Origin of the sequence: Rhodovulum sp. FJ3, assembly GCF_032918305.1 — a bacterium.
Classification (GTDB): Bacteria; Pseudomonadota; Alphaproteobacteria; order Rhodobacterales; family Rhodobacteraceae; genus SAT37.
Map to the genome: position 1 here is coordinate 398,421 of NZ_JAWJUU010000004.1, position 15,495 is coordinate 413,915.

At 58.9% G+C, this 15,495-nt stretch carries 18 protein-coding genes; 10 read left to right on the plus strand and 8 right to left on the minus strand.

The annotated features are described in order from the left end of the window. The first annotated feature begins 16 nt into the window (after window positions 1-16). Window positions 17-1,123 carry an alpha/beta hydrolase gene (locus R1W00_RS13755; protein ID WP_317263322.1) on the plus strand — a complete coding sequence of 369 codons (1,107 nt, stop codon included), beginning with the start codon at window positions 17-19 and terminating at the stop codon, window positions 1,121-1,123. On the opposite strand, the gene R1W00_RS13760 is transcribed toward R1W00_RS13755, so the two are convergent. From R1W00_RS13760 to R1W00_RS13770, 3 genes are read right to left on the minus strand one after another with little or no spacing between them, the layout of a single operon-like run. Then, window positions 1,120-1,725: a Smr/MutS family protein gene (locus tag R1W00_RS13760; protein ID WP_317263323.1), complete on the minus strand. Its 606-nt coding sequence runs from the start codon at window positions 1,723-1,725 to the stop codon at window positions 1,120-1,122. The two genes, R1W00_RS13755 and R1W00_RS13760, sit on opposite strands and share 4 nt — an antisense overlap. A 3-nt stretch (window positions 1,726-1,728) precedes the next feature. Next, window positions 1,729-2,763: a murein transglycosylase A gene (locus tag R1W00_RS13765; protein WP_410901558.1), complete on the minus strand. Its 1,035-nt coding sequence runs from the start codon at window positions 2,761-2,763 to the stop codon at window positions 1,729-1,731. Continuing rightward, window positions 2,760-3,422, minus strand: a complete 663-nt coding sequence (locus tag R1W00_RS13770) for a Tim44/TimA family putative adaptor protein (protein WP_317263324.1) — start codon at window positions 3,420-3,422, stop codon at window positions 2,760-2,762. The genes R1W00_RS13765 and R1W00_RS13770 overlap by 4 nt, the downstream gene beginning before the upstream one ends. A gap of 107 nt (window positions 3,423-3,529) precedes the next feature. Here R1W00_RS13770 and R1W00_RS13775 point away from each other — a divergent pair, with 107 nt between their 5' ends. Next, window positions 3,530-4,012, plus strand: coding sequence for an FxsA family protein (locus R1W00_RS13775; protein ID WP_317263325.1), 483 nt, complete (start codon window positions 3,530-3,532; stop codon window positions 4,010-4,012). Between the two features lie 60 nt (window positions 4,013-4,072). Beyond that, on the plus strand, window positions 4,073-4,585 hold the full coding sequence (secB, locus tag R1W00_RS13780) for a protein-export chaperone SecB (RefSeq protein ID WP_317263326.1): 513 nt from the start codon (window positions 4,073-4,075) through the stop codon (window positions 4,583-4,585). A 3-nt stretch (window positions 4,586-4,588) separates the two neighbouring features. Here secB and dnaQ read toward each other — a convergent pair whose 3' ends face one another. Genes dnaQ through R1W00_RS13800 form a run of 4 tightly spaced genes read right to left on the minus strand, consistent with a single transcriptional unit; the run spans window position 4,589 to window position 7,363 of the window. After that, window positions 4,589-5,341 (minus strand): DNA polymerase III subunit epsilon, encoded by a 753-nt coding sequence (gene dnaQ / locus R1W00_RS13785; protein WP_317263327.1) that lies wholly within the window; start codon window positions 5,339-5,341, stop codon window positions 4,589-4,591. Then, the gene (coaE, locus tag R1W00_RS13790; RefSeq protein WP_317263328.1) at window positions 5,341-5,937 is read right to left on the minus strand and encodes a dephospho-CoA kinase; all 597 of its coding nucleotides are present in this window, start codon (window positions 5,935-5,937) and stop codon (window positions 5,341-5,343) included. The genes dnaQ and coaE overlap by 1 nt, the downstream gene beginning before the upstream one ends. Next, window positions 5,934-6,767 carry a shikimate dehydrogenase gene (locus tag R1W00_RS13795; protein ID WP_317263329.1) on the minus strand — a complete coding sequence of 278 codons (834 nt, stop codon included), beginning with the start codon at window positions 6,765-6,767 and terminating at the stop codon, window positions 5,934-5,936. The genes coaE and R1W00_RS13795 overlap by 4 nt, the downstream gene beginning before the upstream one ends. Next, window positions 6,764-7,363, minus strand: coding sequence for a Maf family protein (locus R1W00_RS13800; protein ID WP_317263330.1), 600 nt, complete (start codon window positions 7,361-7,363; stop codon window positions 6,764-6,766). The genes R1W00_RS13795 and R1W00_RS13800 overlap by 4 nt, the downstream gene beginning before the upstream one ends. A 414-nt stretch (window positions 7,364-7,777) precedes the next feature. Between R1W00_RS13800 and R1W00_RS13805 the strand changes: the two genes are divergently transcribed. The 7 genes from R1W00_RS13805 to R1W00_RS13835 all read left to right on the plus strand — a co-directional run bounded on the left by R1W00_RS13805 (window position 7,778) and on the right by R1W00_RS13835 (window position 15,145). Beyond that, entirely contained in the window at window positions 7,778-8,230 is a 453-nt protein-coding gene (locus R1W00_RS13805) for a CopD family protein (RefSeq protein ID WP_317263331.1), read from the plus strand. 126 nt (window positions 8,231-8,356) lie between these two features. After that, the gene (gene rho / locus R1W00_RS13810; protein ID WP_317263332.1) at window positions 8,357-9,628 is read left to right on the plus strand and encodes a transcription termination factor Rho; all 1,272 of its coding nucleotides are present in this window, start codon (window positions 8,357-8,359) and stop codon (window positions 9,626-9,628) included. 24 nt (window positions 9,629-9,652) lie between these two features. Further along, window positions 9,653-10,939 (plus strand): tRNA uridine-5-carboxymethylaminomethyl(34) synthesis GTPase MnmE, encoded by a 1,287-nt coding sequence (gene mnmE, locus R1W00_RS13815; protein ID WP_317263333.1) that lies wholly within the window; start codon window positions 9,653-9,655, stop codon window positions 10,937-10,939. A gap of 3 nt (window positions 10,940-10,942) precedes the next feature. Beyond that, on the plus strand, window positions 10,943-12,817 hold the full coding sequence (gene mnmG / locus R1W00_RS13820) for a tRNA uridine-5-carboxymethylaminomethyl(34) synthesis enzyme MnmG (protein ID WP_317263334.1): 1,875 nt from the start codon (window positions 10,943-10,945) through the stop codon (window positions 12,815-12,817). Further along, on the plus strand, window positions 12,817-13,428 hold the full coding sequence (gene rsmG / locus R1W00_RS13825; protein ID WP_317263335.1) for a 16S rRNA (guanine(527)-N(7))-methyltransferase RsmG: 612 nt from the start codon (window positions 12,817-12,819) through the stop codon (window positions 13,426-13,428). Before mnmG ends, rsmG begins: the two co-directional genes overlap by 1 nt. Continuing rightward, window positions 13,421-14,230, plus strand: a complete 810-nt coding sequence (locus tag R1W00_RS13830; RefSeq protein WP_317263336.1) for an AAA family ATPase — start codon at window positions 13,421-13,423, stop codon at window positions 14,228-14,230. The genes rsmG and R1W00_RS13830 overlap by 8 nt, the downstream gene beginning before the upstream one ends. Before the next feature lie 15 nt (window positions 14,231-14,245). Continuing rightward, on the plus strand, window positions 14,246-15,145 hold the full coding sequence (locus R1W00_RS13835) for a ParB/RepB/Spo0J family partition protein (RefSeq protein ID WP_317263337.1): 900 nt from the start codon (window positions 14,246-14,248) through the stop codon (window positions 15,143-15,145). On the opposite strand, the gene R1W00_RS13840 is transcribed toward R1W00_RS13835, so the two are convergent. Further along, window positions 15,142-15,495, minus strand: coding sequence for a YbaN family protein (locus R1W00_RS13840; RefSeq protein WP_317263338.1), 354 nt, complete (start codon window positions 15,493-15,495; stop codon window positions 15,142-15,144). The two genes, R1W00_RS13835 and R1W00_RS13840, sit on opposite strands and share 4 nt — an antisense overlap.

Sequence of the window (15,495 nt, forward strand, 5' to 3'; positions counted from 1 at the left end):
CCATTTGGATTAGGTCATGTTTCGTGCGCTTTGTTTTGTCTGTCTGGCGGTTTTGACCGGCTGTATCCCGCGTCCGTCCCTGCTGGTTAATCCCGACGCCGCCGAGGTTGGTGAGGTCACGCGCGTGTTTTTCGCCACCGCGCGTGAGCCCCTGACCGGTATTGATTTCGGGACCGAGCGTGCATTGGACGTACGGTTTGGACAAATTGGCGTCTCTGTTCCGCCTGAACACGAACCTGGACGGGTAGAGGTAACGGATCAGGTGCCCGATCCCACCCGCCATTTCGTCGCCGCCGAAAACGCCGCCTATGACACGGATGTGGCGTTCCGCACGGCCCTTGCCCGTGATCTGCGCGCTCGTCCGCGCGGTGCACGTGAGGCGGTGATTTTTGTGCACGGATTCAACACGAACTTTGCCGAGGGTGTGTTTCGCGTCGCGCAGCTGTCCCATGATTTCGGGATCACCGCGCAGGTTATCCACTATTCGTGGCCGTCTCTGGGCCATCCGCTTGGCTATGCCTATGACCGCGACAGCGCGCTGTTCGCCCGCGACGGGCTAGAGGATCTGATCCGCACTGTGAACGCCGCCGGTGCCGAAAGCGTGGTTTTGATCGGTCATTCCATGGGGGCCCACCTGTCGATGGAGGCGATGCGCCAACTGGCCATTCGCGCACCCAAAAGCGTGCCGAATTATGTTGATGGCGTGGTTCTGATCTCGCCTGACATTGATGTGCAGGTGTTCCTGTCCCAGACCAAACGCATTGACGTTCTGCCCGATCCGTTTGTGATTTTCGTGTCGAAAAAGGACCGCGCGCTGGCCCTATCTGCGCGCTTAAGCGGCGAGAGCAACCGCCTTGGCAACGTCGAAAACGCCCAGCGTATCGCGGATTTGGACGTAACCGTCGTGGATGTTAGCCAGTTCTCGCAGGGCTTTGACCTTGGCCATTTCACGGTCGGTAGTTCACCCGCGTTACTGAGCATTTTCGGACAATTGCCAAGCGTCGGCGCGTTGATTGCGGGGGATCAATCGGGGCGGACAGGTCTTTTGACAGGGACCGTTCTGACCGTGCAAAACGCGACCCAAATCATCCTTAGCCCGATTTCGGCGATCTCGGGCCCCTAACGCGTTCGGCGCAAATAAACGTAATAGGCCCCGCCGCCGCCGTGTTTTTGATGCGCCTGCGTCACCTGCAAAACCACACCGCGCAACGGCGGTAGGGCCAACCACTGTGGCACCTGATGTTTCAAAACGCCGTGGCGCACGGGGATAGGGCCGCCATCGTCCGCCGATTTGCCCTTGCCCGTGATCACCAGAACCAGACGCGCGCCGCGCCCATGGTTACGCATCACGAAATTCACCAGGGCGGGGTGCGCTTGGGACATGGTCATGCCGTGCAGGTCGATCTTGGCCTCGGGTACCATTTTGCCCTTGCGCAGACGGTCATAGTTCTTGCGATCCATCTGAACCGGCGCGGCGGCCACCGCATCCTCAATCGACGGGGCAAGGTGGTGGCGCGCACCCTTGGCAGGGCTAAGGGCGCCGACCTGAAACGCACCAATCGGATCACGCGGGGTCGGGGGCGTTTTGGACTTTTGCGGCGAAACAGGCTCTGTTTTCGGGGTGTCCGACATGCGGCGCGCGTGCATTGGTTGGGCTGTTTCAGCCACCTTTTGCCAGAGCTTACGCTCTTCAGAGTTCAGATTGCGGGGCGGGCGACGGCGCATGGATCACCCCCCGGGGACCAGCGCATAGGCGCGATCAATCGGCAAGAGAACCACCATGCGTCCACGGTCGCGCACGGTTCCCGCCGCCTGACCCGCCGCGTCGCCTGTGCCGAAAAAGATATCGGCGCGTTGGGCTCCCTTGATGGCGGAACCGGTGTCTTGGGCAATCATCAACCGCCGCATCGGGCCCTTACCGCCCTTTTCAATCCAGACCGGTGCGCCCAAGGGGGTGAACGCCGGATCCACCGCAATCGACCGCAACGCCGTAATCGACCGGTTCATCGCGCCAAGCGGACCCTTGTCCGCAGGGACATGCGTCACAGGGCGAAAGAACACATAGGACGGATTGTGCTGTAACAGAGCCTTTCCATCGGCCGGATTGCGCCGCACCCAGTTCTGGATCACCTGCGCGGAAACCTGATGCGGTTTGTAAATCCCGCGTCGCACCATTTCCTGTCCGACGGATTTGTATTCATGCCCGTTTGCGCCGCCATATCCCACGCGGATATAGGACCCGTCTTGCAATCGGATGCGACCAGACCCCTGAATTTGCAGAAAGAACAATTCGACCGAGTCATCGACCCAAGCGATTTCCAGACCGCGACCGGCCAGAACACCGTCATCTTCGATCTCTTGGCGGGTACGCCAGCGCTGGTTCGAGGCCAGTTCTGGCGGCTTGCGATAGACGGGGAACCGGAACTGACCCGTGCGGGTGCGTGATCCGTTCAACTCAGGCTCAAAATAGCCGGTGAACAACACAGGCTTTTCCCCGCCGATCAGGACGGGACGAAAGAACAGCTCAAAGAACGTCCGCGCGTTCGGCGTCGTTTTCGCCAGATTGCACAGAGGTGCCCATTCGGGATCTTTGAGGTCGCCACAGGTTTCCAGAAACACCGAAAGGGCCGCGTCGTGATCATCGGCGGCCCATCCGTTAAGGTCTTCAAATCGCAGGATTTCCATGGTCGCGGCCCATGCTGTTTGTACCGAGGTCGCGCAGACGGCTACCCCGACAGCCAATGCCGCGACGACCTGTTTCATTCGCCAGTGGCCACCAGTTGCCAGTTCGGATCGTCGGCCCCCATCACGCGGGCAAAGGTCCAGACGTCACGCTGGCGTTTGATCTCGTGGGGATCGCCCTCGACGATCTCGCCGGCGGCATTGCGCACAACCGAGGTCAGTTCGGCGATCAGACGCACGGTGATCTCGGCCTCACCCGTGCCGCGATCAAAGGTGGCGTCGTGCAGGTTCGCCTCTCGCAGACCGACAAAATTCGCCTCAATCGTCAGGCCTTGTTCCTGACGATGCGCGACACCTGCGGCGAATGAGTCATAGACCTCGGGCGATAGGAACGGGCGGATCGGTTCGATGTCGCCGTTTTCATAGGCCATCAGGATCATCTCATACGCGCCGCCGGCACCGCCGAGGAATTCACTGACGCTAAACCCGGGTTCGGCCATTTTCATCGCAGCCAGCGATTTGGCCGCGCTGGACCCGTCGGGAACATGGTCGATGATATCGCGGTCAGGACCACCTTCGATCACCTCAAACCGCGACGGGCGCGAGGGCTCGGGTGCGCTTGCAGGATCAATTGGCGGCTTTTCAAAACCTTCGCGTGTGCCCAACACCGATTTCAGCCGGATAATCAGGAATACGGCAATGCCGACCAATACAAGCAATTGGATAAAGGGTTGGCCCATATTCGTTAATGCTCCGTCTGGGGTTGGTATCTTGGCTCTTGTCCACATATGTAAGCCACGGGGTACGTCAAGTCCACCGACCAGCCCCGTAAAGGAAAGGATCGGCCATGTGGCTATTTGTACTGTTTATTGCGGTTCCGCTGATTGAAATCGCCCTGTTCATTCAGGTTGGCGGCGCGATCGGCCTCTGGGCCACGTTGGCCATTGTGGTGATCACCGCGTTGATCGGGACAAACATGATGCGCGCCCAAGGTGCGGCGGCCATGCGGGACATCAAGGGGTCGTTCAACGACATGCGCGATCCCAGTGAACCCTTGGCACACGGGGCGATGATTCTGTTCTCGGGTGCTCTTCTGCTGACGCCCGGGTTTTTCACGGACACGGTCGGTTTTCTGTTGTTGATCCCCGCGTTTCGGCGCGCGGCGTTCCAATCGCTAAAATCGCGGATCAAGGTGCAGACGTTTGAGACGCACACGACCTATCAATCCCGCCCCACACCGCGCGATCCCGACGTGATTGAGGGCGAGTTCCGTGAGGTCGATCAGACAAATAAGGGCGATAACACGCCTTCGGGATGGACACGTCATTGAGCCTATGGCGCGGGTCTGTTAAACCCCCTGCCGACGCTTTTGCCTTTTTAGGAAAATGAAATGACCGATACCCCCGAAGCTGGTGCCGAAACCGCGGCCCAACCGCAACAGCCCCCTGCCGTGAAAATGCAGATCCTGGGCCAGTACATCCGCGATCTGTCCTTTGAAAACGTGTTGATGCAAAAAGGCGTCAACGGTGAGGTCAGCCCTGAAATTCAGGTTCAGGTCTCGCTGGATGCAAAAAAACGTCCCGCCGATCATCAGTTCGAAGTGATCACCAAATTCACGGTGACCTCGAAAAACAAAGGTGACGGCGCGAACCTGTTCATGATCGAACTGGATTACTCCGGCATCTTCCACATCGAAGGTGTGCCCGAGGATCAGCTGCACCCGTTCCTGATGATTGAATGCCCGCGCATGCTGTTCCCGTTTGTGCGCCGCATCGTCAGCGACGTCACCCGTGACGGTGGTTTCCCGCCGCTGAGCCTTGATCAGGTGGATTTTGTGGCTCTGTACCGCCAGAATCTGGCGCGCCGTGCGGCCGAGCAGCAAGCGGCCCAGCCCACCAACTAAGCGCTATTCGCTAAAGCTGTTCCACAGAGCAGCCTCGCCCATGCCTTCGACGAATTTGGCATGGGCTTTTTGTTCGTCCTCGGTGAGGCGCGGGGGCAGGGCGTTTTCCCGCGGACGCGGACGCCAATCGTCGGCGGCGACGCTGGCCCCTTCGGATTTCGAGCCTGTTCCGCCCGAATTCCCCATCGACAGGGCGAAATCGGGCTGACGTCCGCCGATCAGTTCCAGATAGACCTCGGCCAAGATTTCCGAGTCGAGCAACGCCCCGTGTTTTTCACGGGCCGAGTTGTCGATCCCGAACCGACGGCACAGCGCATCCAGTGACGCGGGCGAACCGGGAAAACGGCTGCGCGCCATGGCAAGCGTATCCACCGCGCGTTCCCACGGGATTTGCGGCAGGCCCATCCAGCGCAGCTCGGCGTTCAGGAACTTCATGTCGAACGCGGCGTTGTGGATGATCAGTTTAGCGTCACCGATGAAATCGACGAAATCCTGTCCGATCTTTTTGAAAACCGGCTTGTCCAGCACCGTCACCTCACCCGGTTTGGCGGCGCGGGGCGGGTTCAGGATGTCGGGACCAATGCCGTGAACACCGAACGCCTCATCCGGCATCCCGCGTTCGGGATTGATATACTGGTGATACGTCTGGTCGGTCGGCAGATGGTTCCACAGCTCAACCGCCCCGATTTCGACGATCCGGTCGCCTGATTCAGGGTCAAATCCGGTGGTTTCCGTATCCAGTACGATTTCGCGCATCACAAAGTCTTTCGAATTTCGGTCAGGACATGGTGGACCGCCGCGCGGGCGGCATCAAGTGTCGTGGTCTCGACAATATAATCCGCACGGGCGCGTTTGTCGGCATCGGGCATCTGACGGTTAAGGATCGTCTCAAACTGTTCAACCGACATGGTGCCACGGTCCAGAACGCGGGCACTCTGAACCTCGGGTGGGGCGGTGACAACGACGATGGCGTCCACCTCTTGGTCGCCACCGGTTTCAAACAACAACGGGATGTCCAGCAACACAATCGGCGCATCCGCGTTTTCGGACAGGAAATCGACCCTATTCCGCCTGACAAGGGGGTGAATAACCGCGTTCAGGCGGTCAATCGCATCGGGTGTTTTCCCGACCCAAGCGCGCAAAACATCGCGGTCCACGCGGCCCTCAACCACCGCATCGGGGCACAGGCGCGCAATTTCGGAAACCGCCGCACCGCCCACGTCATACATCGCATGCACCGCCGCATCCGCGTCCCACACAGGAACGCCCGCATCGCGAAACATCGTGGCCGTGGTCGATTTGCCCATGCCGATTGATCCGGTCAGGCCCAATTTGAACGGCGTTCTGGTCATGCCTTTTGCACCGCCGCGCGGGATTGATCGGTGATGTCAGGTCGCACACCGAACCAGCGTTCGAACACGGGTATCAATTGGTGTTGCAGCATCCCCGCGCCATCGGCCACGGCACATCCCATCGCGCGCGACTCGGCCATCAGGCGGGTATCGTCGGCGCCGACGGAGACATCCGCAACCGCCATATGCGGCGCCAGTCCATCAAGGGGGACGCGAAATTCGGGTTGGTCCACCTGACCAAGGGGCGTTGTGTTCACGACGATGCCGGCGTCCTCGATCATATTGCCGGCCTGAACCCATTCATAAACAGTAACCTTGGCCCCGAAATCGGCGCGCAGGGCCTCGGCCCGTGCGCGTGACCGGTTGCACAAACGGATTTCGGGCACGCCGACCTCAATCAAGGACGCGACAACGGCGCGCGCGGTGCTGCCCGCGCCAAGAACGGCGGCAAAACGGGCGCGCGGATCCCAATGCGGGGCGGTCTCACGCAAGTTGGCGATGAACCCGAACCCTTCCGTATTATCCGCATGGATTTTGCCATCTTTGCGAAAAATCAGGGTGTTCGCCGCCCCGATCAACGCCGCGCGGTCCGTCACCAGATCGGCGATGCCGAGGACCGTTTCCTTATGCGGTTGGGCAACGTTGACGCCGCTGAACCCCATATGCGGCAGGGTTGTCACAACGCCGCGCAGGTTTTCGCGACCGACCTCCATCGGGATATAGTGACCCCGAATACCGCCGCGCCCCAACCAATGCCCCATCAGACGGGGCAGGGCGGACGTCGCAACGTCGGTCCCGATCACACCGGCCAATGGTATCGTCTGTGTCATGCGGTCAGGGTCCCAGTCACGGTCAGATGGTTCAAAAGCTCTAGCAAGGGCAGGCCAAGCACGTTGAAATAATCGCCCTCAATGCGCGAAAACAGGCGCACGCCCTCTTCTTCAAGCTTGTAACAGCCAACCGCAGATTGGACCGACGCCCAGTTCCGATCAAGGTAGTCATCCAGATACGCGTCGGAAAATGGCCGCATCCTAAGCCGCGTTTCGCCGACGTGCCGCCAAACGGGTTTGCCATCGTCATAGAGAACGGCGGCAGACATCAGTTTATGCTGATTTCCGCGCAGCTTTTTCAGTTGCGCGCGGGCGGTGGCGACATCGGGTGCCTTGGTCATGACCTGACCCTTGAACTCCAGCACCTGATCGCATCCGATCACAAGGGCGCTGGGGTTCTTATCACTGATCTTGCGGGCTTTGAACTCGGCCAAGGTATCGGCCACATCGCGCGGCGTTGCGTCCTCGGCCTCAAGCGACCGGCGGATTGCATCCTCATCAATGCGGGCGGGCATCACGGACACTGATACGCCCGCGTTTTCCAACAGCTCACGCCGGATGGACGAACCCGACGCCAAGATGATCGGTTTGGTCATGTTAAAAACCCTGTGGATAATTTGCGGGTATCTGCGGGGACAAACAGTGGGTGTTTCCGCACCCCTGTGGTGATCGTGGAAAACCCCGCGTTTTGTCAACCGATACCCACGTTTCATCCCTCGTGGAAAACGGGTTTTCCCGCCTTGGGATGATCTACATGCTTTCGCAAAAACCGCGGCTTATCCACATGCGGAAATGTCAAGTCATAAACAGATTAAATATCTGTTTATACACAGAAAAATACGGTTTTTCGCAAAGTTTCCCCGATGTTTTCCACGTCCAAACGCGCTGTGGATAAAAAGGTGAACGAAACATTAATCCACACTATCCACAGGGCCTACTAATTCATCATCTTTTCTTTTTATTTATTTTATATTTAGAAAGAGACAGAGAGAGCAGAGAAGGACAAAGACATGATTGGCGATTTTCTGGCATCGGCCTATCCGTGGACCAAGTCCCTGCACATCATGTCGGTCATCACATGGATGGCGGGTCTGTTCTATCTGCCTCGTCTCTATGTCTATCACACGGAACGTGTCCAAGCGGGCACGGACACCGATGATCTGTTCCAGACGATGGAATTCAAACTGCTGCGTGTGATCATGGCACCGGCTTCGATTGCCACGTGGATCTTTGGCTTGGCTTTGGTGTTCACACCGGGGATCGTCGATTGGGCGGCGGTCTGGCCCTATACCAAGGGCGCGTCGGTCATCGTGATGACGTGGTTTCATCATTGGCTTGTGAAACGGCGCAAGAATTTTGTGGCCGGTGACAATACGCTGACCGGAAAACAGTACCGGATGATGAACGAGGTGCCGACGATCCTGATGCTGATCATCGTGTTCTCGGTTGTCGTGAAATTCTGAGATCGTTGACTCAGAAAAGATTTCGGTCTATCTGGCGATCTAAGGGCCGTCCGGCCACGTATTTTCCCCTGATTGACATAGAACGGGCGCAACACTGACGCCGTTCGCAATGCAGTATCCCATTACATGACCCAAGACCGTCTGAACCTGTCCGACCTCAAAGCCCAGAGCCCCAAAGACCTGTTGGCGATGGCCGAAGAGCTTGAGATCGAAAACGCGTCCACGATGCGCAAAGGCGACATGATGTTCGCCATCCTGAAAGAGCGCGCCGAAGACGGGTGGGAAATCTCGGGTGAGGGCGTTCTTGAGGTGCTGCAAGACGGGTTCGGGTTCCTGCGCTCGCCCGAGGCGAACTATTTGCCGGGTCCCGATGACATCTATGTCTCGCCCGACATGATCCGTCAGCACTCGCTGCGTACCGGTGACACGGTTGAGGGCGTGATGGAGGCCCCGCGCGAGAACGAACGCTATTTCGCGATCACCAAGGTCACCAAGATCAACTTTGAAGAGCCCGAAAAGGCCCGTCACAAGATCGCGTTCGACAACCTGACGCCGCTCTATCCGGATGAGCGTCTGAAGATGGAAATCGAAGATCCGACCATCAAGGACCGTTCCGCGCGGATCATCGACCTTGTGTCGCCGATTGGTAAGGGCCAGCGTTCTCTGATCGTGGCGCCGCCGCGGACGGGTAAAACCGTTCTGCTGCAAAACATCGCGCACAGCATCGAAAAGAACCATCCGGAATGCTATCTGATCGTTCTGCTGATCGATGAACGTCCCGAAGAGGTGACGGACATGCAGCGCTCGGTCAAAGGTGAGGTGATCTCGTCGACCTTTGACGAACCCGCGACCCGTCACGTGGCCGTGTCCGAGATGGTCATCGAAAAGGCCAAGCGTCTGGTCGAACACAAACGCGACGTTGTGATCCTGCTCGACTCGATCACCCGTCTGGGTCGCGCGTTCAACACGGTTGTGCCGTCCTCGGGTAAGGTTCTGACCGGTGGTGTGGACGCAAACGCCCTGCAACGCCCCAAGCGCTTCTTCGGTGCGGCGCGCAACGTCGAAGAGGGTGGGTCGCTGACCATCATCGCGACGGCCCTGATCGACACCGGTAGCCGCATGGACGAAGTCATCTTTGAGGAATTCAAAGGCACCGGTAACAGCGAGATCGTTCTGGACCGTAAGGTCGCGGATAAACGCGTCTTCCCCGCGATGGACATCCTCAAATCCGGCACGCGGAAAGAGGACCTGTTGGTCGACGCCAAGGATCTGCAGAAAACCTTTGTTCTGCGCCGCATCCTGAACCCGATGGGCACCACGGACGCGATCGAGTTCCTGATTTCCAAGTTGAAACAGACCAAGACCAACTCGGAATTCTTCGACTCCATGAACACCTGATAGGTCACCCGACAGGGGGGATTGATGGACACGATCTATGCGTTGGCTACGGCCCGCGGCAAGGCGGGCGTCGCCGTCATCCGGCTATCCGGCCCGCAATCCCGTTCGGCCGTCACTGCACTGGGTGCGACATTGCCCAAGCCGCGTCAGGCGGGGTTACGGCGGTTGCGTGGCCATGACGGTGTGCCGTTGGATGAGGCCTTGGTCCTCCACTTTCCCCATGGCAGCAGCTTTACCGGTGAAGAGGTGGTCGAGCTGCACCTGCACGGCAGCACGGCCATTGTTACGGCGGTGTTGCGAGAGCTGTCGTTGGTCGATGGCTGTCGTATGGCCGAGCCGGGGGAATTCACCCGCCGCGCGTTGGAAAACGAGCGTCTGGATCTGGCGCAGGTCGAAGGTCTGTCCGATCTGATTGAGGCCGAGACCGAGGCACAGCGCCGTCAGGCCTTGCGCGTTTTGTCCGGCTCCATCGGTAAACGTGCTGAGGAATGGCGGTCGAACCTCATTCGCGCGATGGCCTTGCTTGAGGTGACGATCGATTTCGCGGACGAAGAGGTTCCCGTTGATGTCTCGCCCGAGGTGTTGGACCTGCTCGACCGTGTGCGCCATGACCTGTTGTCCGAGCAATCCGGGATCTCCAGCGCCGAGCGTATCCGAGAGGGGTTTGAGGTCGCCATCGTCGGTCCGCCCAACGCCGGGAAATCGACGTTGCTGAACGCGCTGGCAGGACGTGAGGCCGCGATTACATCGGAATTCGCGGGCACCACCCGCGACGTGATCGAGGTGCGGATGGATTTGGGTGGCCTACCGGTGACGGTTCTGGATACTGCGGGCTTGCGCGAAACCACGGATTATGTTGAGGGCATCGGGATCGACCGCGCCCGCGAACGCGCGCAACTGGCCGACCTACGGGTGTTCCTGTTGGATGGGACGGATGTGGACCTTGGCCTGACTCCGTCGGGCGCGGATATCGTCGTCTATGGCAAGGCCGATTTGGGGCATACCGGCGCGACGGTGTCCGGTAAAACGGGGCAGGGCGTTGGCGAATTGATCGACCGGATCACCGCGATCCTGTCCGAACGCGCCGCCGGAGCGGGATCCCTAACGCGCGAGCGGCACAGGATTGCAATCGTTCAGGCGCTGGCCTCTATCGATATGGCCGAGAATCATGTAAGAACGGCCCCTGATTTGACCGAGATCGCCGCCGAAGAGCTGCGCTCGGCTGTGCGTGCTCTGGATAGTTTGGTCGGGCGCGTCGATGTCGAACATATTCTGGATGAGATTTTCTCAAGCTTCTGCCTTGGGAAGTGAGGAGTGTTTCACGTGAAACATTTGGACTTTGATGTGATCGTTGTCGGGGGCGGGCACGCGGGTGCCGACGCCGCACATGCGGCTGCGCGTATGGGCGCGCGGACCGCTCTGGTCACGTTGCGCCGCGACGGCATTGGCGTCATGTCCTGTAACCCCGCCATCGGTGGTCTGGGTAAGGGCCATCTGGTGCGTGAGGTCGACGCGATGGATGGCCTGATGGGTCAGGTCGCCGACCGTGCGGGCATCCAGTTTCGTCTGTTGAACCGGCGTAAGGGGCCCGCGGTCCAAGGGCCGCGCGCGCAGGCCGACCGCAAAATCTATCGCGAAACCATGCAGGCCTTTATCGCCGCCACGCCGAATTTGGATGTGGTTGAAGGTGAGGCGACCGATCTGATCATGGATGGCGACCGCGTTGCGGGGATCGTTCTGGGGGATGGGTCCGAACTGCGCGCCGGTGCGGTGGTCCTGACAACGGGCACGTTCCTGCGCGGTGTGATCCACATCGGCGACGTGCAACGCCCCGGTGGTCGGATGGGGGACAAGCCGTCGGTCAAGCTGGCCGAGCGGATTGATGGGTTCAATCTGCCGCTTGGGCGTTTGAAGACCGGCACGCCGCCGCGTCTGGATGGGCGGACGATCAATTGGGATATCCTTGATGATCAGCCGGGCGATGACGAACCCGTACTGTTCTCATTCCTGTCCAAGACCCCCTTTGCGCGTCAAATCGCCTGCGGGATTACCCACACGAATGAGGCGACGCATGAGATCATCCGCAACAACCTCGACCGCTCAGCCATGTACGGCGGCCATATTGAGGGTGTTGGCCCGCGCTATTGCCCATCGATTGAGGATAAGATCGTCCGCTTTGCCGATAAAACCTCGCATCAGATCTTCCTTGAGCCTGAGGGGCTGGACGATCACACGGTCTATCCGAACGGGATTTCGACCTCGCTGCCCGAGGATGTTCAACATGATTATGTCCGGTCCATCGTGGGCCTTGAGAAGGCAGAGATCACCCAGCCGGGCTATGCGATCGAATACGACTACGTTGATCCCCGCGCGCTGAGCAACACATTGAACGTCCGCGACGTACCGGGCCTGTATCTGGCCGGTCAGATCAACGGGACCACGGGCTATGAAGAGGCCGCCGCGCAGGGCATGGTTGCCGGTCTGAATGCCGCCGCCGCCGTCTTGGGCCGCGATCCCGTGCATTTCAGCCGTACTGAAAGCTATATCGGCGTCATGATCGACGACTTGATCACCCGCGGCGTGACCGAGCCCTATCGCATGTTCACCTCGCGCGCCGAATTCCGGCTTAGCCTGCGGGCGGATAACGCGGATCAACGCCTAACGCCGAAGGCCGCCGAAATCGGCTGTGTGTCCGACGAACGCCTGAGCGCGTTTAACGCCAAGATGGATAAGATCGGCGCGGCACGAGACATCTTGTCGGCATGGGCTTTGACGCCCAAAGAGGTGAACGCGGGCGGGATCAATGTGAATGCTGACGGACAACGGCGCAGTGGTCTGGACCTTCTGGCCTTTCCCAACGTGACCTTTGCCGATCTTCACCCGTATGATGATCGACTGCGTGACGTAGACCCCGAAGTGGGCGAGCAAATCGCGCGAGACGCCCTATATGCCAATTATGTGCGTCGCCAAACACAAGATGTTGAGGCGATCAAACGGGATGAAGCGCAGGTCATTCCGGCGGACTTTGATTACGATGTCCTCCAAGGCCTGTCGAATGAGCTCAAGCTCAAGCTGAACCGCGCACGTCCAGCGACCTTGGGGCAGGCGGGTCGGGTCGATGGAATGACCCCATCCGCGATGACGCTGATCCTTGCCAAGCTACGGCAGCACAACCGAAAGACCGCCTAATGGGACATGAAATCGCGGGGCTCAATGTTTCACGTGAAACATTGGAGCGGTTGGAAACCTATGAGCAGCTTTTGCACAAATGGAATCCAGCGATCAACCTGGTCTCCAAAAACACACTCGCGGAAGCGTGGACACGGCACATTGCGGATTCCGCGCAGATCTTTTCGATGGCCCCATCCGCGAAAATATGGGCTGATTTGGGCAGTGGCGGCGGATTTCCCGGCATGGTCGTCGCCATTTTGGCGGCAGAGCTGAGCCCGGACCAAGAAACGGTTCTAGTCGAAAGCGATCAGAGAAAATCGGTATTTCTACGCACGGTGGCCCGCGAAACGGGGGTAAAGGCCCGCGTTTTGTCCGAGCGGATCGAGCAGGTACCCGCGTTGAACGCGGATGTCCTGTCCGCGCGGGCTCTGGCCTCTTTGACGGACTTGCTGGGCTTTGCCGACCTGCACCTTGCCCAAGACGGTGTCGCCCTTTTCCCCAAAGGCGAGAATTTTCAAATGGAAATCGACCACGCGCTTGAAACATGGCGCTTTGACGTCCAAAAATTACAAAGCGCCACCGATTCCGGCGCGGTCGTCTTAAAAATCAAAGGTCTTTCCCGTGTCTGAACAGAGTGCGCCGTTGGGCCCAAAAATCATCGCCATCGCCAACCAAAAGGGTGGTGTGGGTAAGACGACGACGGCAATTAACTTGGCCGCGGCTTTGGCTGAAGAGGGTAAGACGGTCCTGATCGTGGATCTCGACCCACAGGGCAACGCGTCAACTGGCCTAGGGATTGAGGCAAGCGATCGCAAAAAGACCACTTATGATCTGCTACTCGATGAGGCGCCCTTAAATGAGGTGATCCGTGCGACAGATGTTGAGGGCCTGTTGATTGCGCCCGCGACAACGGACCTGTCGTCGGCTGACATCGAAATGGTTTCCAACGAAAAGCGTAGCTATCTGCTGCATGACGCGCTGCGCCAACCGGCGATGCAGGCCTATGGGTTCGATTTTATCCTGATCGACTGCCCGCCGGCGCTGTCACTTTTGACGGTCAACGCGATGGTGGCCTCGCATTCCGTTCTGGTACCGCTTCAGTCCGAATTCTTTGCGTTGGAAGGTTTGTCGCAATTGATGCTGACGGTCCGCGATATCCGTCAAACCGCGAATCCGAACCTGCGGATTGAGGGCGTCGTGATGACCATGTACGACCGTCGAAACAACCTGTCGCAATTGGTCGAGGGCGACGCACGCGAATATCTGGGTGATCTGGTCTTTAAAACGGTTATTCCGCGCAACGTTCGTGTGTCCGAGGCCCCGTCCTATGCGATGCCGGTCCTGAGTTATGATCCCGCGTCGCGCGGGGCAGAGGCCTATATCAGCCTCGCAAAAGAAATGTTGGAACGGGCCGAACCCGTATCCGCGTAAAATTGGGGTGGAGTTATGAGCAAAAAGCCTGAACGTCGGGGCCTTGGCCGTGGGTTGTCTGCATTGATGGCGGACGTTGGTCCGGCAGAGGAAAAATCGACGGATGCGCCCGCGCGTAAGGCCGATCTGCGCGTCCCGATTGAGCGTGTTTTCCCGAACCCCGATCAGCCGCGCCGCCATTTTGCGGATGAGGCGTTGCAAGAATTGGCGGCCTCAATCCGTGAAAAAGGCGTGATTCAGCCCCTTATCGTGCGTCCATCCAAGGCCGGCGATGGGAAATACGAAATCGTTGCGGGCGAGCGTCGCTGGCGAGCGTCGCAGCTGGCTCAGGTGCACGACGTGCCCGTCATCGTGCGCGAATTCGATGATACCGAGGTCCTTGAGGTCGCGATCATTGAGAACATTCAGCGTGCTGATCTGAATCCCGTCGAAGAGGCGCAGGGCTATCGCCAGCTGATGGATCGGTTCGGTCATACACAGGAAAAGCTGGCCGAGGCGCTGTCGAAAAGCCGCAGTCACATCGCCAATCTGATGCGTCTTTTGCAGTTGCCCGAGGATGTTCAGGATCACCTGCGTGAGGGGCGTTTGTCCGCGGGTCATGCGCGCGCGTTGATTACTTGTGATGATCCCTCGGGTCTAGCCAAGGTCGTTGTGGCCAAGGGTCTGTCGGTGCGGGATACCGAAAAACTGGCCAAAGGGGACAAGGCACCGAAGGTAAAGGGCACCCCTAAGATCGGTGGCGGCGCTAAGGAAAAGGACGCCGATACCCGCGCGCTAGAGCTCGACCTGTCTGCGAACCTGAAAATGCGCGTGGAGATTGACCACCCGCCGGGGCAGGAAGCGGGCAAGATCACGGTATCCTATGACAACCTTGATCAGCTGGATGAGCTTTGCCGCATCCTGTCCTCGATTTAAATTTCGGGACGAGACCAGATAAACAGGGCGACCACGGATAGCGTGATCGCCTGAACCACCATGATCAATGGCCCGACATTCAGCAGATATGATATCCCGAATGTCGCCAAGATAGACATGGTCGCCGCCCATTTGATCTGGCGGCGAATTGCGCCGCGTTCATTCCAATCGTGGATTGGTGGACCAAGGCGCGGGTGGCCTAGCAGCCAGTCATGCATGCGGCGGGACGATTTGCTAAAGCAATAGGTCGCCAGCAAAAGAAAGGGCACGGTCGGCAATCCGGGCAAGATCACCCCGATCAGGCCAAGCCCCAGCGTGACCAATCCGCATATCAACCACACCAAGCGCAT